General features: G+C 34.0%; 21 protein-coding genes and 1 tRNA gene. 10 read left to right on the plus strand and 12 right to left on the minus strand.

The genetic code is table 11. The features are described from left to right. Positions 1-480 (plus strand): hypothetical protein (locus BKH45_RS08835; RefSeq protein WP_180675646.1); only part of this gene is annotated, 480 nt, incomplete at its 5' end. Positions 481-1,190: 710 nt separating this feature from the next. On the opposite strand, the gene BKH45_RS05135 is transcribed toward BKH45_RS08835, so the two are convergent. From BKH45_RS05135 to BKH45_RS05180, 10 genes are read right to left on the minus strand one after another with little or no spacing between them, the layout of a single operon-like run. Further along, positions 1,191-1,412, minus strand: coding sequence for a hypothetical protein (locus BKH45_RS05135; RefSeq protein ID WP_095274417.1), 222 nt, complete (start codon positions 1,410-1,412; stop codon positions 1,191-1,193). Further along, the gene (gene fliS, locus BKH45_RS05140; RefSeq protein ID WP_095274418.1) at positions 1,396-1,779 is read right to left on the minus strand and encodes a flagellar export chaperone FliS; all 384 of its coding nucleotides are present in this window, start codon (positions 1,777-1,779) and stop codon (positions 1,396-1,398) included. Before fliS ends, BKH45_RS05135 begins: the two co-directional genes overlap by 17 nt. 21 nt (positions 1,780-1,800) lie before the next feature. After that, positions 1,801-3,840 (minus strand): flagellar filament capping protein FliD, encoded by a 2,040-nt coding sequence (gene fliD / locus BKH45_RS05145; RefSeq protein ID WP_095274419.1) that lies wholly within the window; start codon positions 3,838-3,840, stop codon positions 1,801-1,803. A 26-nt stretch (positions 3,841-3,866) separates the two neighbouring features. After that, complete coding sequence (locus BKH45_RS05150; RefSeq protein ID WP_343286793.1) at positions 3,867-4,262, minus strand: FlaG family protein; 396 nt, start codon at positions 4,260-4,262, stop codon at positions 3,867-3,869. 54 nt (positions 4,263-4,316) lie between these two features. Beyond that, entirely contained in the window at positions 4,317-5,579 is a 1,263-nt protein-coding gene (locus BKH45_RS05155; RefSeq protein ID WP_257874500.1) for a peptidoglycan DD-metalloendopeptidase family protein, read from the minus strand. After that, positions 5,580-6,389 carry an FtsX-like permease family protein gene (locus tag BKH45_RS05160; protein ID WP_095274420.1) on the minus strand — a complete coding sequence of 270 codons (810 nt, stop codon included), beginning with the start codon at positions 6,387-6,389 and terminating at the stop codon, positions 5,580-5,582. Further along, complete coding sequence (locus BKH45_RS05165; RefSeq protein WP_095274421.1) at positions 6,376-7,047, minus strand: ABC transporter ATP-binding protein; 672 nt, start codon at positions 7,045-7,047, stop codon at positions 6,376-6,378. The genes BKH45_RS05160 and BKH45_RS05165 overlap by 14 nt, the downstream gene beginning before the upstream one ends. Beyond that, positions 7,044-8,210, minus strand: a complete 1,167-nt coding sequence (gene trmB / locus BKH45_RS05170; RefSeq protein ID WP_095274422.1) for a tRNA (guanosine(46)-N7)-methyltransferase TrmB — start codon at positions 8,208-8,210, stop codon at positions 7,044-7,046. The genes BKH45_RS05165 and trmB overlap by 4 nt, the downstream gene beginning before the upstream one ends. A 3-nt stretch (positions 8,211-8,213) precedes the next feature. Continuing rightward, the gene (locus BKH45_RS05175; protein ID WP_095274423.1) at positions 8,214-9,473 is read right to left on the minus strand and encodes a fibronectin type III domain-containing protein; all 1,260 of its coding nucleotides are present in this window, start codon (positions 9,471-9,473) and stop codon (positions 8,214-8,216) included. After that, positions 9,424-10,404, minus strand: coding sequence for an RluA family pseudouridine synthase (locus tag BKH45_RS05180; RefSeq protein WP_095274424.1), 981 nt, complete (start codon positions 10,402-10,404; stop codon positions 9,424-9,426). Before BKH45_RS05180 ends, BKH45_RS05175 begins: the two co-directional genes overlap by 50 nt. A 61-nt stretch (positions 10,405-10,465) precedes the next feature. On the opposite strand from BKH45_RS05180, the gene BKH45_RS05185 reads away from it, so the two are divergent. Continuing rightward, complete coding sequence (locus tag BKH45_RS05185; RefSeq protein WP_180675660.1) at positions 10,466-11,617, plus strand: FtsW/RodA/SpoVE family cell cycle protein; 1,152 nt, start codon at positions 10,466-10,468, stop codon at positions 11,615-11,617. Beyond that, positions 11,579-11,655: transfer RNA gene (locus tag BKH45_RS05190), tRNA-Ile, on the plus strand. Before BKH45_RS05185 ends, BKH45_RS05190 begins: the two co-directional genes overlap by 39 nt. Before the next feature lie 353 nt (positions 11,656-12,008). Here BKH45_RS05190 and fliP read toward each other — a convergent pair. Beyond that, complete coding sequence (fliP, locus tag BKH45_RS05195) at positions 12,009-12,752, minus strand: flagellar type III secretion system pore protein FliP (protein WP_095274425.1); 744 nt, start codon at positions 12,750-12,752, stop codon at positions 12,009-12,011. Positions 12,753-12,841: 89 nt separating this feature from the next. Between fliP and glmU the strand changes: the two genes are divergently transcribed. The 7 genes from glmU to BKH45_RS05230 all read left to right on the plus strand — a co-directional run bounded on the left by glmU (position 12,842) and on the right by BKH45_RS05230 (position 20,230). Next, positions 12,842-14,167 carry a bifunctional UDP-N-acetylglucosamine diphosphorylase/glucosamine-1-phosphate N-acetyltransferase GlmU gene (glmU, locus tag BKH45_RS05200; RefSeq protein ID WP_095274426.1) on the plus strand — a complete coding sequence of 442 codons (1,326 nt, stop codon included), beginning with the start codon at positions 12,842-12,844 and terminating at the stop codon, positions 14,165-14,167. 189 nt (positions 14,168-14,356) lie between these two features. Further along, the gene (gene thiS / locus BKH45_RS05205; protein WP_095274427.1) at positions 14,357-14,602 is read left to right on the plus strand and encodes a sulfur carrier protein ThiS; all 246 of its coding nucleotides are present in this window, start codon (positions 14,357-14,359) and stop codon (positions 14,600-14,602) included. Next, the gene (gene argC / locus BKH45_RS05210; protein WP_095274428.1) at positions 14,599-15,603 is read left to right on the plus strand and encodes an N-acetyl-gamma-glutamyl-phosphate reductase; all 1,005 of its coding nucleotides are present in this window, start codon (positions 14,599-14,601) and stop codon (positions 15,601-15,603) included. The genes thiS and argC overlap by 4 nt, the downstream gene beginning before the upstream one ends. A gap of 1 nt (position 15,604) precedes the next feature. Next, complete coding sequence (locus BKH45_RS05215) at positions 15,605-16,333, plus strand: metallophosphoesterase (RefSeq protein WP_180675648.1); 729 nt, start codon at positions 15,605-15,607, stop codon at positions 16,331-16,333. Positions 16,334-16,349: 16 nt separating this feature from the next. After that, positions 16,350-17,285: a chemotaxis protein gene (locus BKH45_RS05220; protein WP_095274430.1), complete on the plus strand. Its 936-nt coding sequence runs from the start codon at positions 16,350-16,352 to the stop codon at positions 17,283-17,285. Positions 17,286-17,361: 76 nt separating this feature from the next. Then, complete coding sequence (locus tag BKH45_RS05225) at positions 17,362-19,731, plus strand: chemotaxis protein CheW (RefSeq protein WP_095274431.1); 2,370 nt, start codon at positions 17,362-17,364, stop codon at positions 19,729-19,731. Next, on the plus strand, positions 19,724-20,230 hold the full coding sequence (locus tag BKH45_RS05230) for a chemotaxis protein CheW (RefSeq protein ID WP_095274432.1): 507 nt from the start codon (positions 19,724-19,726) through the stop codon (positions 20,228-20,230). Before BKH45_RS05225 ends, BKH45_RS05230 begins: the two co-directional genes overlap by 8 nt. Here BKH45_RS05230 and BKH45_RS05235 read toward each other — a convergent pair. Further along, on the minus strand, positions 20,227-20,991 hold the full coding sequence (locus BKH45_RS05235) for a methylenetetrahydrofolate reductase (RefSeq protein WP_095274433.1): 765 nt from the start codon (positions 20,989-20,991) through the stop codon (positions 20,227-20,229). The genes BKH45_RS05230 and BKH45_RS05235 overlap by 4 nt on opposite strands. Between the last annotated feature and the right edge of the window lie 104 nt (positions 20,992-21,095).

Raw genomic sequence — 21,095 nt, forward strand, 5'->3', positions numbered from 1 at the left:
GGGATCAACTCTATCCTGACAGATCATTGGAGAGTTTATGCGGATGTGGATGCAGGATTCTTAGGGACTCATTACCAACAAAATTATCTTGTTTCTATCGGGGGAAGGTATGCTTTTGGGAAGAAAGGCTTAAATACCGCGCTGCGCAATCCATCTGGCACCAAAACCCCTTCTTTTAGCAACAAGCAAACTAATAAAATCCCTGCAGGGTATTATCTGGAAGTTTATTCTATCCCGGAAAAAACAGCCCTCAATCCCGATCAAGAAAAACTCTTAAAAAATTATCCCTATGTGATCGAATATACTTACAAAGACGTGCCCAATACACAAAGCACAACAAACAAAGTCTTATTCAAAAACTATCTCTTGGGGACTTTCAAGACGCAGCAAGGTGCTTTGCAAAATCAAAAAACTGCTAATGAAGTCGCTAGTATCCTTCAAGGAAAAAATGCTATTGCTCCTTTGAAAGAGATCAAATAAAAAGGCTAATCTTAGATTCCTCTTGGGGTTTCCCATAGGACTCTTTGATCCTTAAGAAATTCAGAGAAAAGGAGAGTGCCTCTTTTTAGAAATTTAGATAGCTTCCTTTAATGATTCTTAGTCAAATAATAAAGTAATTAACCAAACTTCAAAACATTCACAAACCCAAAAAGATAGATTAAAAACTTGATTATAAGGTTTGATTTAAAGTTAGATAAAATCAAAGGTTGCAATCCATAGATTAAAACAAACTATTTTAATGAGTTTGATAAGCAAGCTAGGAAAGGTTTTGCAAACAAAAGCTTGTAAGTTTGAGATGAATTTCCAAGAAATAGATATTCTCCTCCTGTTTTTACCCATTGTAAGTCCATGGTTATTAAATTTCTAGTTGGGGAGGGAGGAGAAAATTTTATACAAAGCCATAACATCGCTTGCAAAAAGAGTCTTTTAAATTATATAACCTCATTTGGCATTGATAAATTTAGTTTTGCCAAATCATTGATGATTAAGAATGTTTGTGTTTTTCCCATGCAATATATCCACTGATATTATATTTTTCACAGACTTCAAGCAAACCCAACTTCCAACCCACCTCAAAAATACCCATCAACTTTAAATATATTTTTATGATAAGGACAATAAAGCTTGATTGTTTTGTGAAAAATTTAAACTATGTAAATTTTGATAAACAACTCTTCTTGAGCAAAAATTTACTCCAAAAATTTTTTTGCCATTTTGATTTGGAACATTTGTTTTTTGAGATTTTCTTGATCACCCTCAAGCATCTCAATAGTTTGTGAAATCAACTCTTGGGCAACCAAAAGATCTTCCATGTCTTTAAAAGACTTTTCAGGTAAGTGTGTGATTAATTCATATGCTTTTTGAGTATTTTTCTCCAGAAGAGCTATTTTAAGGCTATCTGCCCAATTCATTTTGATGTATCTCTCTCCATGCCTCAAGCAATCCTTTAGCGACATTAATAACCATCTCAACTTTTTGAGAATTGTTTTCCACATTTGCTTGAGTCAATAGCTTGATTTGATGGGTATAAAGTCCTGTCAAATAAGTAGCCACTTCCCCACCTTTCTCATAATCAAGTATGTTTAACAATTCAGTGAAAATATCTGTAGCACGATTAATATAATAAATTTTTTTCTCAATGTCTTGAGCTTCCATGTGCCTGCGTGCTTGCGAAGCAAATCTCAAAATGCCCTCATAAAGCATTTCAATCAATTTAGCAGGGGATTCAACCGAAACTGAATTTTGCTGGTATAAACTATAAGCATTTCCACTTCGCATTCAACTTCCTTAAATTTTAGCTTATTTCTTTTTGGCAACTGACTGGTCTATCATCATTTGAACTGCATTAAATGAATTGTTTGCTTTGGCAATCTGATTATCATAAGCAGCAAATCTATCTGCCATAATGTCATACCTTGTTTTTAAAAGATTCATCGCATTTTCTTTGTCTTTGGTTAGATTCTTAGCATCTCTATCCAGAGAATCTTCATAGACTTTAAGTTTTGCATTACTACCATCGACCAAACCTGCTAAAACTTTATTCAATTGTACAAAAACACCATCTTGATGCACTTCTTTCCCTTCGATATTTTTCTTATCTGTGCCATAGAAAAAATCTTGGACTTGCTGAGGATTGGCATTAATAGCGCTAGAAAGCTTGGCTTCATCTAAAATCATTTTGGATTTATCATCAATACTCAAACCATACTTAACCAAACTCTGCAAATCACCTCCTCCACCCATCGTATAAGAAAAAAGATTATTGATACTTGATCGAATCATGCGAATATCCCCGACTCCATTGAAAATACCTGCAATCCTGGTCTCCGGATCATAACGCGTTACTTCATCTAATTTGGGGATAAGTTCATTATAGGCTTTGACAAATTCCTTGATATTATCAATAATAGCCTGATTATCTCTACCGATACTAATAATAGCAGGCTTACCGGGCTCTGTAGTTCCTTGAAGACTTAAGGAAACGCCATTGATAACATCATTAATCTCATTGCTTGGACGCCTAATACTCACGCCATTATAGGTAAATTTTGCATCAGAGGCACTCTGAAGGTTTTTAAATTTGAAAACCTCACTCTCAATTTTGGAATAATTTTGTATCAATCCTTGTTGTAACCCTAACTCTTTAATGGCTTGCTTACCTGCATCATCTTGGGGGGTAATGCGCATCTCCCCTATTTCAGAATTAAGAATCAATTTACCTGCCCCATCTGTTTTAGCATGCATGCCTGCAATATTTTCTATAGCATCAGCAATAATCTTTGCGTTTTGTTCGCTTGTATTGCCTTTTTTTGTCATTTTGGATAGATTTAGGGGGACTGATCCTATATTGATAATACCCTCTAAATGCCCTGATTTGACAGCTACATTGGACTCCAAAAGATTATCTTGTTGGGATTGAATGCTCTCAAAACCAAGTGCGCCAACTTTATTGCCACTGAGTGAAATTTCATAACCTCTTCTATCGTTGAAGACTAGAGATTTACCATTGTCTGTAAGCCCGATATTGATATCGGAATCCAGCAAATCTTTGGTATCCGGATTGTCTTTGATTGCCTCTTTGATAGCATTTTTTAAAGCTTCTGCTCTATCTTGAGCTGACATATTCTCCTTCATATCAAAAATGATATTTAATGTCTGATTGTTGCCATTTTTATCTTTGATATTCAAGGCAAAATCACCTTCTCCCAAACTTATAGGAGTGCTTGGAATAGGGTTAGAAGTGATAATAGATCCAAAATAAATACGACTATCTTCGCCTGTATTTTTAGAGTTGATCATTAATTGATAAGGGTTCGCCCCTCCTGTTTTCATAATGATGCCTGTAACCTCGCCTTTTGTAGCATCTGTAATTGCTTGAGCTACATCTCCTACACTCATGCCGGCCTTAATGTCAATGGTATAATTTTTGCCATTTGTAAAAAATTTGAGTTTAATATCACGCTTACTGAAAGCATCATCTCTTGAAGAAAATTTAGTCCCTACTTCATTAATATCCCCTTGTGCCATACTTTCTACATCAATTTTAATATCTTGTATAGGCACTCCTGCCCCAACACTTGCCTTGATAGCATCGCCTGTAACATTGCTTGTTCTGGCAATATAAGGTGAATAATCAGAGAGGTTTTTAACAGGGGCTTTCAGGTTGCTGATTAATGTTGTTATTTCAACAAGCTCTTTTTGTTTTTCAACATTTTGCTCCATTTTTTTATCAATGGGAGCAACCATTGTTTTCTCATCAGCCTTTTTTAATTTGTCAATTACATCATAATTTAAAACACTACTCCCTATTCCCAGGGAGCTAAGTTTGCCCATTGCCACAAGCTACTCCTTAAAAAGCAACACTATTAGCCTTTTTTGTCAAAAATAAGCCCAACAATATCGTGCATTTTTTTCATAAGCTCAATGGCTTCTTTTGAAGGAATTTCACGAATAATTTTATCTCCATTATCTTCCCTTACTGTAACAACTAAGCCTCGAATATCATCATTATAGTTAAAATTTATGTCTGTATTAATCCGTTTCATTTCTTTATTAAGCTCATTGCCAAGCGCTATTAACTCTTGTTTCAAATCATTTTGGCGTATGCCTTCATGATAAGCATCTATTTCTTGAGTTTGCTTCATTGAAGATATTTGAGCATTCCTATTATTTTTCATAGGTCTGCCTGCATTACTTGCAAGACTAATTAACTTATTTTGCAATGATGAAGCTGAACTTCCTTGTATATTATCTATCATCATTTCCTCCTAACATATATAACTCCACTTCTAATATCGTCTATTTGAAATTTTTTTTTATTTACTTTTTGAAATTATTTCTAACGGATCGATATGTTTATCTTTTTGCGTAACTTCAAAACCCAATTTTTGCTCTACTCTGCCGATTACATAACCTTTTTTGATTCGTAACCCCGGCTTGATTGTGGGGGCAATTTTATCCAACTGAGAATAAATTGTATGCATTTGATTTGCATGTTCAACGATAATTACTTTTTTCAAAATGGGCACTTCTTTGGCATAAACTACTTTCCCATCAAAAATATTTCTCACAACAGCATTGCGAACCTTAGAAACCAAAGTTACAGATTCATTAAAAACTTTCAATTTATAAACAGGGTCAAAATAAGGTCCAAATTTTTGTTCTACATCATAGCTTGAAAGAGGGGAAATTGTCTTTTGCCCTTTGTATTTCATTGTTGAGATACTTCGATAAGAGCTTGCCATTTGTTTAACATCAAGGGGGGCTTGCAATTGGTTGGAGTCAATTGTGCTAAGTTTTGGATTTGCCCTTTTGGCTTGTTCTTCTTGAGCTTTTTTTGCCAACAACTCTTTTTCTTTATTTTGTTTCAAAATGTTTAATTTTGAGAGGATACTATCAAGACTTTTTCTTTCATTATCAATATCTTTGAGTTTTTTATCATAAGCTTCCAATTCAGATTTTAAATTACTCATCAGTTTTTTTTGCTGTCCAATCATGGTTTGAAGTTTTTGTTTTTTATCTTTTTGGTTATTGATAAATAAGCTAATTTTATTGATATTATGGGAAATTTGAGAAATTTGGGTATTGATAGAAGCCTCTTGCTTACTCAAAAGCTCCATTTTGTTTTTGGAATCTTTATTGAGGGTTTTAAAAATCTCTTGAAGGATAATATCATCCGGAGAAATAGGACTTCGGTGGTTTAATACCATAATAAATGCCATATCTTTAATCAAAATATTAGTCATGTCATCTTGAATCTTAACCTTTTGTTTTTCAAGATTTTCAAGAGTACTTTTGTAGTTTTGAAGTTCTTTTTCTTGAAGAGAATTTTGAGATTGATTTTTGTTGATATTTTTTTGGACATCTTCAATTTGCTTGTTAAGTTCTTTGATTTGGGTATGTTTTTGGTTGATCGTATTTCCAAGCGTATTTAGAAGATTGCTAATAGTGGCTTTTTCTTGATTTTTTTTCTGTAGTTTAGTTTGGTTGGTGCTAATATTTTTATTAATGTCTTCAATCCCTGCTGCATGCAAACAAATCGCAATTCCAAAAATTAAAAAAAATCGATACAATCCCACTTAAGATCTCCTTTGGGAAATGATGACAGCCCACACACAAAACACGCAAATAGCTATAGAGACACATAAAAGCATCAAAAAATCCTCACCAAATCTAAAAATATCTCCTTGTATTTCAAGAGCTGCAATCATTTCTTTGAACCCACCTTGCAAAGACAAGTAAAAAGTCCCTAAACTAATACAAATACTTGTTACAATAGAATCTATAAGGGCTAGTTGAAATAATACTTTATTCTTAATCCAAACAGATGCCCCCAAAAATCCCATAATCTCCATTCGCCTGCTATGCTCAAAACGCCAAATTTGAATTTGCCTAATAATTAGCAAAACAGATAAAATTGTAATGAGTGAAGCAAAAATCCAAACATTGATTTTAATCAAAAATAAAAGTCTATAGACTTGGTTATGTGTTTTGCTAAAAGCTTCTACTTTGGTAACTCCGGGTATTTTAAGGAGGGTTTGATTAATAGCTTGAAGTCTTTTTTGATCAGGAAAAATCGAAAGTTTAAGCGAATAGAAAAAAGGGAGATCTTTTTTAATATCAGCAATATTAGCCTCTGTTATATTTTGTTTGATTCGTTCGAGCAAAAAATCAGGGTTAATCAACGAAAGACCTTTAGATTCTTTGATATTTTTGGCTATAAAATCAAAACTTAATTTCTGATTGCTAGCTAACAATATTGAATAACTTTGAGAGAGTCTATCCTCTTTAATGGATATGGCACGATTAACCAAAACAATACTCTGCAGACTAAAAAGCAATGCCAACAAAGGCACAATCAATGAAAAATGTCTTTTAAGAGTATTCATACACTTCTCCATCTATGATATTGAGTTTCCTGTAATGGATATTGAGACGATCCGGAATTCTATGGGTTACCACCACAACAGTTGCATCTAATTGTTCATTAGCGCTTTTTAACAAACTCCAAATCATATCACTGGAATAATCATCTAAATTTCCTGTAGGTTCATCAGCTAATATCAACAAAGGTCTATGAGAAATAGCCCTTGCCATTGCCACTCTTTGCTGTTCTCCTCCACTGAGTTCAAGGGGGTAACGATTGGACTTATAAAGCAAATCAACATGCGAAAGAAGTTTTTCCACTTGAGAATCACAAATTTCTTTTTTATACCCACTAATTACCATAGGCAAACGTATATTTTTCTCTACCGTCCATTCTTCAATCAATTTATAATCTTGAAATACAATGCCAATATTACGACGTAGTTCATTAATAAGCCTTTTGCCTGCTTGTGCAATATTGATATTACAAACTTCCAAAGTTCCCCCAAAAATCGATAAATTCCCATATAACGATTTTAAAAGTGTGCTTTTACCACTCCCGCTAGCCCCTGAAACAAATACAAAATCTTTGCGTTTAATCTCAAAATTAGCATCTCTAATAATGGGCTCTTCTTTTTTATAAGCTAAATGTAAGTTTTTTGCTCGAATAATAATGCTCATTTAACCTCCGCTAATATTTTTAATAATTCTTGATGTGCCTTGATATTAGCAATACTTGCCAAAGGATTACCCCCAAAATAGTGCCCCCCTTTCATATCAAAAATAATTATTTTATTGATAGGCCAATGAAAATCCCCCAAACTTATCAACAAAATAATTTTTTCTTCACGAACTTTAAAAACATCATAAATATGCAAAAAATAATCTTTTTTGACTATTTTTTGTTGCCGATAAGGAAAACATAAATTTTTGAGATCTAAAAAATCAAATTTAAAATCATACTCTATTTTGTAATCCGATTGATTTTCTTGTAATGAAAAAATTTTTAAATCAAAAATATCTTTTTGCTGTTTTTGCCAGCGCGCCTCATATTTGCTCACCACTTCCGTGGATAGATTTTTAGAAATACTCACACAAGCGTTTTGAAAACTCAAAGCCATCTTGAGGGCATCTTCAAAATACTCTTCATCATCAGTTCTAAGCTCTAATGAAGCGTTTTTTTTCAACACTCTATTAGCTTGCATGAGAAATCTGGGATTTAAAACTCGGCGATGAGGCTTCTTGCTCCAAGGAATAGGAAAATGCACATAAATAGCCTCGCACTCATTGGGAGGCAAAATCTCAAGCAAAATCCTTGCATCTGCACAAACGATATAAACATTTGTTAATCCGGACAACTCAATTTGTCTCAAAATCTGCTCAATAGAGGGTGTGTGTATTTCAATACCAATATAAATTTGTTTTGGATTATCTTGGGCCATTTTTAACAAATGCCTTCCGGATCCAAAACCAATCTCAATCTGAAAATCTTTGAGTTTAAGCTCTGAAATTTCTTGAGACTTGAGAAAAAATTTACTTTGAAGTGTTTGTTTTGGAGAATCATTATTAAGATTATGACAAATAACATTAGCCTTTTTTGACAGCACACGAAGAGCACCTTTCAAAATCCCGATTGGGTTTGGTTTGGTAATTTTCTCAGCTTTGAGTAAAATATCTTTGTCTCGAGAAATTTTTCTCACAAAAAAATCATTGGCTTGGTAAGAAACCCTGATGAGACTCTCTTTGGGATTTTTCAAACTAAATGCTTCATACAAAATCTCATACCCCCCATCACAAAAAGGCAACTCTCCTAAAAAAATATCTTGAGCTAAAAAATGAGGCATCAACTACTCATTAACAAGAAGCTTGACTTCTTTGCTTGGCAAAGACTCTAAACCATTTTTATCAACGCTGACAACTTGATAGTGATAGACCTTGCCTTTTTTCATTTCTTTGTCAATAAATTCATTTTTAACAATATCTCTAAAACGAAGAGGTTTGGAAGAAAAACCATCTTCATAGCGATAAATAGCATAACTTTTGATAGCAGGATTGGAGATCTTTTGCCATTGAATAATCCCTTCTCCTTTCACAACCACTCCTTTTAAGATAACAGGTGTGGGGGGTTTGCCTAGAGTACTCCCTTCTAGGGCAACCAAAGGCAACTCTCCTTGGATACCTGTTTTATCAACAGGAACAACTTTATAAAATTTTTGGATACCATCTGTGTTTATTTTATCTGTGTAGGTTGTTTGAGTTGTCTCCCCAATGAGTTTAAAATGATCTTTGGGAGAAGCGCCGGCATAGATTTTATACTTAATGACATCTTTTTGTGGAGATTTATCCCAATAAATCTGAATTTCTCTGGCTAAATTTGTGCTTACCTTGAGTCCCAAAAGAGGGAGAGGTCTGGATTTTGTTTTTCCAATGCCAACAACACTGGGCAAAGATTTTGCCCCTTCAAAACTCTCTGCAATCACACGATACTTATATTCTTTGCCATCTTCTAAATCCTTGTCAAAATATTCCACATAAAGGCGATTTTTAACCACGCCGATATTCAAAAATTCACCCTTTTGGTTTTGTCTTTGGATAATATATCTGGAAATACTGGGATTGGGGTGGGGACTCCAGATAATTTTTATTTCTTTGGGATACTTTTGAGTAGCAAAAACACTCTCAACAGGATCGATAAATGAAGTTTTGACTTGTATAAGAGGCGATCTTGGAGATACATGCCCATTCTTGCCTAATGTAGAGATTTGATAAGTGTAGTTTGTCTGTGGGGCTAAGGCATTATCATAATAATGAGTTGCTAAGGGATTTTTAATCACAGCGATTTTTTTAATTCCCCCACCTTTTTGCACACGATAAAGCACAAAACCATTAATCAAAGAAATATCATCATCACCAAGACTTTCCCACTCAAATCCAACAGATTTGACATCATTAATTGTTCGGATATTTTTAATGATAGGCAAATGAGTATCTATCTTGTCTTCTGCGCCAAAAAGCGATAAGACATTATTATTCATGGAAGCGCACCCTGCCAATAAACTAAAAAGTGTCAAAACAATGAAAAATGAAATCTTCTCTTGTAACTTCATCTAAAATTATCCTATCAAAATTATCATTTAAAAATTTTAACATATCATCAAAAACAGGAACTTTAAAAAACATCTTTTTTCCTGTCAAAGGATGTATAAAATATATCAAATAAGCATGCAACATAATACGAATATCCATATCCAATTCATAACCATAAAGCCTATCCCCAAGAATATGTTTTGAGAGTGTTTGCAAATGTGCCCTAATCTGATGTGTCCTCCCTGTATAAAGTTTTGCCCCAATGAGTTGGAATTTGCCATTTTTGCTCTCTAATAGCGGGATAAAATCACTTTTAGAATATCGAGATACCAATCTTTTGTGCCTAAAAGTATCAAGATTTGCCATTTTGAGACGATTTTTCGGATGTCTCCCTATTTGGCATTCTATCGTCATTTTTTGGGGCATAATCCCATCAATGATAGCCAAATAATATCTCCCCATTTCTCTATTTTTAAGCTGTTGGGAAAGTTTGACATGGGCTTGGTTAGTTTTGGCTATGATGATAGCTCCGCTTGTTTGTTTATCTAACCTATGAACAATCCCGTAACGCTCTTCCCCGCTTAAACTTGATAATGAAAAACCTTTCATTTTAAGCCAATCTACCAATGTAGCCTCCTTTACGCTTGGGGCACTATGGACAACAAGACCGGGAGGTTTATTGAGTAGCAAAATTTCTGAATCTTCATAAATAATTGCGATATCCCTATGTATTTCAGAAGGTTTCTCACAAGGAATAACAGGGGGAGCAAGAATCATCACCTTATCTCCAATTTTAAGGCTTTCCCCACCTTTTTTGCAAACCATATGATTGATACAAACAAGAGAGCTTTTAACCAAATGTAGAGCTTGACTTTTAGAAATTTCAAGGGTTTGAGACAAAAAGACATCTACCCTTTTATGCGAATTTTTAACTTCAAATACTTGCTTCATTTGCTATATCTACCCTAAATTTGTTAAAATTATTAAAAATATTCTACCTAAGGCAAAACCCTTGATGATTGACAGGCGGATTTTAACACATTTTGATTTTTTATTGCTTTTAATTGTTTTTCCAATTGTGGCAATGTCTTTTTTCCTTATCAATGAAGCTAGCCAAAGCATGAGTATCAAGCAAAGTATCTATATTGCAACAGGTTTTATATTATTTTGGATTATTTTTTTTATTCCTTTTAGAAAGTTAGAGAAAAGTATCAGTGTTTTTTACTGGCTTTGCATTCTTTTACTCTTAGCTGTAGATATTTATGGGACAACCAAACTTGGCGCTCAGCGCTGGATTGTTATTCCGGGTACAGGACTTTCATTTCAACCCAGCGAACCTGTAAAAGTTGCTATTATTTTAATGCTTGCCAATATTATCTATCATAATCCTCCCCCAAGAGAAGGCTATCATCTTAAAGATTTTTTAAAAATTAGTTTTTACATTATTCTCCCTACCCTTCTTATACTCAAACAACCTGATTTAGGGACAGCGCTTGTTGTTTTGTTGATGGGGTTTAGTGTTTTGTTTTTGATAGGGGTAAATTATAAAATTTGGATTTTTATTTTGATTGTTATTCTTGTTGCTTCTCCACTCATTTATGGCTCTCTCCATGATTACCAACGCAAAAGAATCAACGATTTTATTTCTGAAAAGCCAAGTTATCACGTCAGACAATCTGTCATTACAATCGGTTCAGGAGGTATTTTTGGTAAATCCAAAGAAGATTCAACGCAAACACAACTCAAATTCCTACCAATTGCAACAAGTGATTTTATCTTTGCCTATTATGTAGAACGCTTTGGATTTGTTGGCGCTATGATTCTTGTAGGGCTTTATATATTACTCATTTTGCATATTTTTTCATATTGTTTTATAGACTCCAAAGATTATCGTTTGAGAGTGGTTGCAAGCGCAATTTCAATTCTTATATTTTTTTATATGGGTGTCAATATTGCAATGACTATAGGATTAGCTCCTGTAGTAGGTATTCCTTTGCCTATTTTTAGCTATGGAGGGAGTAGTTTTATTACCTTTATGGTCCTTTTTGCCATCTTAGAAAACCTGCTTGCCTTTAGGTTTAATTTTGAGTATAATTCCAACCCTTTTAAAAACATCAACAAAAAAGGACCCTTAGCTCAGCTGGTCAGAGCGCTCGGCTCATAACCGATCGGTCGCAGGTTCGAATCCCGCAGGGTCCACCAAAGTTTTAAAACTCATTATAAAATATCAAAAATTTTATCTCCTCTATCTCAATCTCATAATAGCCTCAAAAACAATCATGTACTTTAGAAAAACGAAAGGATAATTTTATAATGATTCTACGCTGGATCTGTATGCTTGTATGGATCATTATAACGTAGCCATAGAGAGAAATAAACTCATTCAAGCTTAAAGGGCTTCAATTATTTTAATAATTATATCCCGCGAATACATAGATAAAAGGAATATTTATCTTAGAGTGTAATGGCAAGATTTGCTATAAAACCTACAAATAAGTAGTTTGTGATGCTTTAGCCGGCATAAACCATTGGTTTTATAAACTAAATTTAATGAACTATTTAAAACTTGCCACCAAATTCCCCACCAACAAATTAAATCCATCTACAAGTACAAAAATTAATATTTTAAATGGCAAAGAAATCATCACAGGAGGAAGCATCATCATACCCATCGCCATCAAAATCGAACTCACCACCATATCGATTACCAAAAAAGGCAAATACAATAAAAATCCTATCTGAAAAGCTGTTTTTAACTCACTAATCATAAACGCAGGCACAAGAATACTCAAAGGAACATCTTCAATAGTCTGAGGATTTGGCAATTTACGAATTCTAAAAAATAAAGCCAAGTCTTTTTCACGCGTATTTTTAAGCATAAAATTTTTAAATGGAGCAACCGTTTTTTCAAAAGCAACATCATAAGAAATTTTATTAGACATATAAGGTTCGATACCGGCATGATAGCCTTCTTTTGCTACCGGCTCCATAATAAAAAATGTCAAAACCAATGCCAAAGAAACTAAAATTTGTGTAGGAGGAGATTGCTGGGTACCTAAAGCAGTGCGCAAAAATGAAAAAACAATAATAAGACGCGTAAAACTTGTCATCACAAGCACCAAAGAAGGTGCTAATACTAATAAGGTTAAAATAACAACAATATTTAATGTCGTAACAAGCTGTTTGGGCGATGAAGGCGCGGAGAGGGAAAGATTCACTGTAGGGATGCTAACATCAGCTCCATAACCCAGACTAACACCTGCAAGAATCCCGATGATAATGGCAAATATCACTCTCATCTCTACCTCCACTTTCACTCAAAATAAAGCCGTAATATAGCTACAATTGTGTTAAAATTTTATAAATTATTGACTCAAAGGAAATAAATATGTCTGTATCTGTCATTATCTTAGCAGCAGGGGCAGGAACAAGGATGAAATCACCTCTCCCAAAAGTCTTGCATAAAATTTGCGGTAAAGAAATGCTATTTTTTTCTATAAAAGAAGCTCTAAAGATAAGTGATGATATTCATATTGTGGTTTTTCATCAATACGATAAGATTATTCAAACCACTCAAAAAGCATTTGAAGATTGTTTGGATAAAATTAATTTTCATTTGCAAAATTATGATTGCTATCCCGGAACCGGTGGGGCGCTCATGGGGGCATCTCAAACCCCATTCCCTACAAAATATGATAAAATTCTTATTCTCAACGGGGATATGCCCCTCATTACTCAAGAAGAACTTGAAAAAATACTTTTACCAATAAGTCCTATTACTCTTAGCGTCTTCACCCTTGAAAATCCAAGCGGGTATGGACGCGTCATCGTAGAGAACCAAAAAGTCCAAAAAATTATTGAAGAAAAAGATGCCTGTGAGTCTATTAAAACTATTTCCACAGCCAATGCAGGGGTTTATGCAATCCATAAGAGTATCCTGGAAACTTATTTGCCGAAGTTGCATAATGACAATGCCCAAAAAGAATTTTATCTTACAGACATTATTGATCTTGCCTCAAAAGATAAAATAGACATCACTCCTGTATTTGTAGATGAAAAATCATTCCTGGGTATCAATTCAAAACTCCATCTTTCCCAAGCAGAAGATGTTATGCTGGAACGCTTAAGAAATCAAGCAATCAATCAAGGGGTTACAATACACCTCCCTCATACTGTATATCTGGAAGCAGATGTAGTTTTTGAAGGACAATGCCATATCCAACCGGGGGTATGTATTAGTGGAAAATCTAAGATTGTTAATTCTGTAATTAAAAGCCATACTGTTATAGAGGATAGCTTGATTGAAAATTCCGATATAGGACCTATGGCGCATATACGACCCGGTTGTCAAATATTCAATACCCATATTGGCAATTTTGTAGAAGTCAAAGCCTCTAAACTCACAGGAGTAAAGGCAGGGCATCTGAGTTATTTGGGGGATTGCCAAATTGATAAGGGTAGCAATATTGGAGCAGGCGTGATTACTTGCAATTATGATGGCAAAAAAAAGCACAAAACCATTATAGGAGAAAATGTCTTTGTGGGTAGTGATACGCAACTCATAGCTCCCCTAAACATTCAATCTAATGTCCTCATAGCAAGCGGGACAACCATGACAAAAGATGCCAAAGAAGGAGATTTGGTTGTTTCCAGGATCAAACAAGAGAATAAATCCGGGGGATTTTATCGATTTTTTAATTTGTTTAAAAAATAATCAGATACATTGTAAAATTTCTAAAATTTTACAATACAATGAGACTTCCGGCAATTATCGGTTATAATTTTGTAACATTAAAAATAAAAAATTAGTGATAAACCTGAGGAAAATATCAAAACTTAATTACTATTATTTGTATTTTGATATAAAAAATATTTTAGTCAATATAGATCATGGAGAATTCAAATGAAATTAATCATCAATGGACAAACCCAAGAATTCAGAACTTCTCTTAGCATACAAGCCATCCTTGATGCACTTGGCATTGAAGCAAAAGTCGTTGCAGTAGCTTTGAATTCGCTTGTAGTTAAAAAACAAGAATGGCATAGCACTTTCCCCAAAGAGGGAGACAAAATAGAATTTTTACAATTTATGGGCGGGGGAGAAATCTCATCTATAATTTTATACCATCATTTAAAAGAAAAAATATGAATAAAATCCCTGTAGGAATTATTGGAGTAAGTGGCTACACGGGGTTAGAGTTGATAAAAATACTCTTAAATCATCCTGTTTTTGAAATCAATTATGTGGCAAATTCTCAAGGCGAGCAATATCTTTGTGATATTCATCCTGCCCTTAAGGGAGTTTTTGACTTAAAAATTCAAAAAGCTAACCCCAAAGAAGCTTCAAAAAAATGTTCTTTAGTTTTCCTTGCCTTGCCACACAAAAATGCCATGAGTTTTGCCAAAGAACTTCTTGCTTGCGGAGTTAAAGTAGTGGATTTATCAGCTGATTATCGATTGGAACAAAAAAATTACGAATCCCACTATGCAACCTTGCATACAGATACACAAAATCTCTCTAAGGCTGTTTATGGATTAGTAGAATACACAAGAGAAAAAATCAAAAAAGCCTCTTTAGTAGCAAATCCCGGTTGTTACCCTACGGCTACTTTACTGGGGCTTATACCCTTTTTGCCTTATTTGGAAAACTCCAGTATATTTGTAGATGCCAAAAGTGGGGTTAGCGGAGCAGGCAAACAACTCACCCAAAATACTCATTACCCCACAATCAACGAAAATATTTTCAGTTATTCTCCATTCCAACACCGTCATCAAATCGAAATAGAAGAAAAATGCGCTATTTTGGGCAATAAGCCCGTAAAAGTCAATTTCGTACCCCATCTTGTCCCTTTTACGCAAGGAATGCTTGTAAGTATTTTTGCTACACTCAAACAAACCATAGATCCCCTTGAAATTCTAAAAAAATGCTATGAAAATGAGGCATTTATTAGAATTAGAGATATTCCTGCAGATGTTCATAGTGTACGTGGAAGTAATTTTTGTGATATTTTTGCCAAATGCAGAGGAAAAGATATTTATATCAACACAGCCATAGATAATCTCTTAAGAGGAGCAAGCTCTCAAGGGGTTGTCAATGCTAATTTAATGTGTCATTTGGATGAAAATCTCTCCATCCCAAAAATTGGCTAAAATGAAAAATTCACTCTCTAATATCCCTATAATCAAAGATGGAGCTTTATTTATCGCTGATGCTCACTATATTAATGGCGATGAAAGACTCCCTCAATTATTGAAAAATCTCATATTTTCCCCACCTCCACAAGTTTTTTTTATGGGAGATATTTTTCATCTGTTAGTAGGGCATGTCCCTTCCAGTCAGAAAGATAATCAACCTCTTCTTGCTTTGATTTGTGAGTTATCCCAAAAATGCGAAACATTTTATTTTGAAGGCAATCATGATTTTGGGATTGATAGCTATTTGTTGCCAAATGTGAAAATATACCCACGCACCCTGCAACCTGCATTATTCACCCAAGAAAACAAATACTTTTTACTTGCTCATGGGGATATTTTCTTGAGTAAAAAATATGAAATCTATATCAACACACTGACCAACCCTTTTTTTTTAAGTTTTTTAAAAATAATCGATCGACTAAGCTTTGGGGGCATTTATCACATCTTCGCAAAAAAGATTCACAAAAAAAATATTTCTCAATTAAAATTTAATCACGAACAATTTGATATTTTTAGCAAAAAAAGAATTCAAAAATATACTGAATTTGCGGCAAAAAATCATTTACACGCTCCTTATGGGATTATAGAGGGACATTTTCATATTGGACAAAACACTCAAAGATATTTTTCGCTACCTTCTTTTTATTGCCAAGAAAGTAGTTTTGTTATACAATCATATCTATAAGCAATGAGGAAATATTTTGGCAAAAGATCATCTCCAAAAGCATCAATTAAATGCAAACGAAATTGAGCTTATTGATTTTAGGATTTTTGAAACTAGGGATAATCGTCTTTATGAAGGTATTTATGGTATCAATGTCGCTAAAGTTCAAGAAATTATCAAAATGCCTGAAATTTTCGAGATCCCTGCAAGCCCTGATTATATCACAGGTGTCTTTGATTTGAGATCAACATTAATCCCTTTGGTTGATCTTTGCAAATGGATTGGTATCTCCACTTATCCTTCCAACAAAGAAAAAAATATCATTATTGCCCAAATCAATCATATTCAAATAGGTTTTATGGTCGATTGTGTAAAACGCATCAGACGCATTAGCTGGCAAAATATACAACCTGCCCATTTTAATTTTTCAAACACAACCTCAAGAGAAAAAATTACCGGAGTTACGCAAGTTGAAGAAGGTAAAACGCTTTTAATTCTTGATTTAGAAAGTATTGCTGCTGATTTGAACCTCACTGAAGAGAACAATAAAAAACAAACAACTCCTTCTGTAAAAAGCAAATTCAATGGCATTGTTTTATTCTTAGAAGATAGCACTTCTGCCAGAAATCTCATCGCAAAAAATCTTACGGATATGGGCTTTGAAATTGTAGAAGCTATGGATGGGCAAGATGGTATTCTCAAATTAGAAAAATTGTATGAAAAATTTCAAGAATCCCTCCCTCACCATCTCAGATTAATTATTTCTGATGTAGAAATGCCCAAAATGGATGGATTTCATTTTTTATCACAAATCCATAATGACAAAAGATTTTATAATATTCCTGTTATTTTCAATTCCTCTATTTGTGATAAATACAGTGCGCAAAAAGCAAAAGAATTAGGAGCTAAAGCTTATTTAGTTAAATTTGATACAGATAAATTTTATGATGAAATTTCAAAAATTCTAAGCTAAATGAAAATTTATAGAAAAGATTGTAAAATATATAGAAATTTATTAATTAATTTTAAAATAAAAAAGAGGTAACAAGATGGATGATATGCAAGAAATAATGGAGGATTTTTTGATTGAAGCATTTGAAATGGTCGAGCAACTTGATCAAGACTTGGTTGAGCTTGAAAATAACCCTCAAGATCTAGAACTCCTCAATCGTATTTTTAGAGTCGCTCATACTATCAAGGGATCAGGATCGTTTTTGAATTTTGGTACACTCACTCGCTTGACACACAACATGGAAGATGTCCTCAACAAAGCCAGAAAAAGTGAAATCAAACTCACTCCGGATATTATGGATATCATCTTAGAATCAATTGACTTAATGAAATCTCTATTAATAACTATTAGAGACACAGGAACGGATTCTAATACAAATATTAATATCTCAGATGCAGTAAAAAAACTCCAAGCAATTTCAAATGAAAAAGACCAAGTCCCATTCAAAAACCAACACGCAGATCAAAAAAAATCAATAGAACAAAAAACCTCTTCCTCCCATCCGGCAACACCAACAAATCCGGAAAATCCCTTAGCAGATGAACCGGATAAAGACTATGAGCATATGAGTTCTGAAGAAGTCGAAGCAGAAATCCAAAGACTTCTCCAAAAGCGTCAAGCAGCCGATAAACAAAAACGTGCTCAAAAGAAAAATCAAGATAACTTGACAAAAACACCTTCTCCAAAACAAGAGTCTCCTAACTCACTCCTCAAAAATACTCAACCCCCTAAAACAACTGAGAATAAAACTCCATCAACAAATGTAGAACAAACCGTCCGTGTTGATGTGCGTCGCTTGGATCATTTGATGAATCTTATTGGTGAGCTTGTTCTTGGCAAAAATAGATTGATCCGAATTTATGGCGATGTAGAAGAGAGATTTGATGGTGAAAGATTTTTAGAAGAACTCAACCAAGTTGTTTCTTCTATTTCAACGGTTACAACTGATTTGCAACTTGCTGTAATGAAAACAAGAATGCAACCCATAGGAAAAGTATTTAACAAATTTCCAAGAATGGTGAGGGACTTATCCAGAGAACTTGGTAAAAGTATTGATTTGGTTATCACAGGTGAAGAAACAGAACTGGATAAATCTATCGTCGAAGAAATTGGAGATCCTCTTATCCACATCATTCGAAATTCTTGTGATCATGGTATTGAAACCCCTGAAGAAAGAAATATCATAGGCAAAGAAGAGACCGGAAAAGTCGAACTCAAAGCCTATAACGAAGGCAATCATATTGTCATTGAAATTGCTGATGACGGGAAAGGTCTTGACCCGGACATGCTCAAACAAAAAGCTATTGAAAAAGGAATTATCACAGAAAGAGAAGCTGATGGGATGAGTGATAAAGAAGCATTTGGGATTATTTTTAAGCCGGGTTTTTCCACTGCAAAAGTTATTTCTAATGTCTCAGGAAGAGGTGTAGGCATGGATGTAGTCAAAACAAATATCGAAAAACTCAATGGTATTATTGAAATAGAATCTGAAAAGGGCAAAGGCACTACAGAAAAACTCAAAATCCCTCTCACTCTTGCAATTATTCAAGCTTTGCTTGTAGGCGTGCAAGAAGAATACTATGCTATCCCGCTTTCTTCGGTTCTTGAAACAGTGCGTGTCACTCAGGATGAAATTTATACCGTTGATGGAAAAAGCGTCTTAAGACTTCGCGATGAAGTGCTTTCGCTTGTGCGTCTTGCAGATATTTTTAAAGTAAATTCTGTCCTTGAACCCACTAAAGAAGTTTATGTGGTGATTATAGGTCTTGCTGACCAAAAAATTGGTGTAATTGTAGATTATTTAATAGGACAAGAAGAAGTCGTTATCAAATCTCTAGGTTATTATCTCAAAAATACTCCCGGAATAGCAGGAGCTACTGTGAGGGGTGATGGAAAAATTACATTAATTATGGACGTAGCTGCAATGATGGAAATGGCAAAAAGCATCAAAATAAGCATTAATAAACTTTTAGATGAAGCTGAATCTTCTAAAATCAAAAATTCTCCCAGTGATTATATTATTCTTGCTATTGATGATAGCAATACCGATCGAGCCATTATGAAAAAATGTCTTAAACCCTTAGGAGTTACTGTTTTAGAAGCTTCTAATGGGGTCGAAGGGCTTGAAATTATAAAAAATAGCGACAAAACTCCTGATGCAGTGCTTGTTGATATAGAAATGCCTCGAATGGATGGCTATACTTTTGCAACAGAAGTCAGAAAATACAATAAATTTAAAAACTTACCCCTCATCGCCGTTACAAGTCGAAAAAGAAAAACAGATCGTATGTTGGGCGTTGAATCAGGCATGACTGAATATATCACCAAACCCTATACTCCTGAATATCTTGCTAACGTCGTCAAAAGAAATATAAAATTGAATCTAACCGGAGCCGGCAATGAATGATAACAAAACACTCAAAGAAATTTTTAACAAGCAAAAAGAAAATAATACACGCATCAACAAACAAGAAGAAATTGAAGATATTTTACAAGTTATTGGATTTATTGTAGGTAATGAAGAATTTGCAGTGCCTATTTTAAATGTGATTGAGATTGTTAAACCTATAGAATACACAAGAGTTCCCGGGACTCCAAACTATGTTTTGGGAGTGTTTAATCTGAGAGGGAATGTATTTCCTTTGATTAATTTGCGACTTAAGTTTGGAATCCCTGCTGCTAAACAAGACAAAGATACTCGTTACCTTGTTGTGCGTCATCATGATGAAATTGCCGGATTTGTAATTGATAAACTCACAGAGGCAATTCGAATCAAAAATTCTGATATTGATCCGGTCCCTGAAACTCTTGTCGAACAAGATAATCCTGTATATGGAGTAGGCAAAAGAGAAGATAAGCTTGTTACAATTCTTAAAATAGAGACGCTTTTAAAAAGAGATTTTTAAAAGTCCTTTGAAGAAGGCAAAAACGAAATAAAATTATTTAAGAAATTGTTTTTTGCTCCGGAGATGTGGATATGGGGGCAAATGGCTTTCATCTCTTCATAAAGTTTCAAATTACTCTCAAAAGGATTTTTTGCAATATCTTTTTGATAACCTAAGGGAATATCAAAACCTAAATTATTCTCTCTAATTTGAATACAAAACCTTTCTTCATAGATAGGAAAAAACCCTATCATTGCCTCTACTTTACTTCCCTTAGCCACATCTTCAAAATCTTTCAAGAATTTTTGCGCTGTTTTTGGGTGAAAAATAGGCTGAGTGATAATGAGGTTTGCGCCATTAGAAATTTTTGCTTCTAAATTTTTTTTATTTGCCAAATCAATTGTCCCCTTACTCCCACAAATGATTAAACTTTCCTCTCCTAATATGTTTTTTGCTTTTTTTGCCAGTCCCACTCCATCTATTTCCCCCATCCCGGAACAATCCCCTCCAACAACAGCTACATTGAAGATATTTGAATATTTCAACCCAAGCAAAAGACTCTCTATTCTTTCTTCTCTTCTACCTGAACCTGCAATACTTGGAATAAACTGAATGCCTAATTTTTTTTCAAAAATTAGGGCTACTATAGAGGCTTCCGGCGTAGATTTTAGATTGGGGCTATCAGGAATGATGATAAAATCTAAATGAATTTTATCAAGCCATTTGGCTATCATCTCAAAATCCTGATCTTTTTGCTTGGGGATAAATTCCATGCTTAACATTTTTTCTCTTTTTAAAATAAACTTGCTGATATTTATAAAATAAATTCAGATTTTATACTTTTGAATCTAAATCTTTATTTATTGTGATTGTGTAATTGTCCAAA

Source organism: Helicobacter sp. 11S03491-1, assembly GCF_002272835.1.
In the GTDB taxonomy this organism is placed as follows: Bacteria; Campylobacterota; Campylobacteria; order Campylobacterales; family Helicobacteraceae; genus Helicobacter_J.

Bases quoted from the DNA above. Each gene is read 5' to 3' on its own strand.
- BKH45_RS05165 (WP_095274421.1), bottom strand. From the start codon at position 7,047: ATGAGCATTATTATTCGAGCAAAAAACTTACATTTAGCTTATAAAAAA.
- BKH45_RS05230 (WP_095274432.1), top strand. From the start codon at position 19,724: ATGAATGATAACAAAACACTCAAAGAAATTTTTAACAAGCAAAAAGAA.
- trmB (WP_095274422.1), bottom strand. From the start codon at position 8,210: ATGCCTCATTTTTTAGCTCAAGATATTTTTTTAGGAGAGTTGCCTTTT.
- BKH45_RS05150 (WP_343286793.1), bottom strand. From the start codon at position 4,262: ATGATGATAGATAATATACAAGGAAGTTCAGCTTCATCATTGCAAAAT.
- BKH45_RS05175 (WP_095274423.1), bottom strand. From the start codon at position 9,473: ATGAAGTTACAAGAGAAGATTTCATTTTTCATTGTTTTGACACTTTTT.
- BKH45_RS05225 (WP_095274431.1), top strand. From the start codon at position 17,362: ATGGATGATATGCAAGAAATAATGGAGGATTTTTTGATTGAAGCATTT.
- argC (WP_095274428.1), top strand. From the start codon at position 14,599: ATGAATAAAATCCCTGTAGGAATTATTGGAGTAAGTGGCTACACGGGG.
- fliS (WP_095274418.1), bottom strand. From the start codon at position 1,779: ATGCGAAGTGGAAATGCTTATAGTTTATACCAGCAAAATTCAGTTTCG.
- BKH45_RS05235 (WP_095274433.1), bottom strand. From the start codon at position 20,991: ATGTTAAGCATGGAATTTATCCCCAAGCAAAAAGATCAGGATTTTGAG.
- thiS (WP_095274427.1), top strand. From the start codon at position 14,357: ATGAAATTAATCATCAATGGACAAACCCAAGAATTCAGAACTTCTCTT.
- BKH45_RS05160 (WP_095274420.1), bottom strand. From the start codon at position 6,389: ATGAATACTCTTAAAAGACATTTTTCATTGATTGTGCCTTTGTTGGCA.
- glmU (WP_095274426.1), top strand. From the start codon at position 12,842: ATGTCTGTATCTGTCATTATCTTAGCAGCAGGGGCAGGAACAAGGATG.
- BKH45_RS05215 (WP_180675648.1), top strand. From the start codon at position 15,605: ATGAAAAATTCACTCTCTAATATCCCTATAATCAAAGATGGAGCTTTA.
- BKH45_RS05180 (WP_095274424.1), bottom strand. From the start codon at position 10,404: ATGAAGCAAGTATTTGAAGTTAAAAATTCGCATAAAAGGGTAGATGTC.
- BKH45_RS05135 (WP_095274417.1), bottom strand. From the start codon at position 1,412: ATGAATTGGGCAGATAGCCTTAAAATAGCTCTTCTGGAGAAAAATACT.
- fliP (WP_095274425.1), bottom strand. From the start codon at position 12,752: ATGAGAGTGATATTTGCCATTATCATCGGGATTCTTGCAGGTGTTAGT.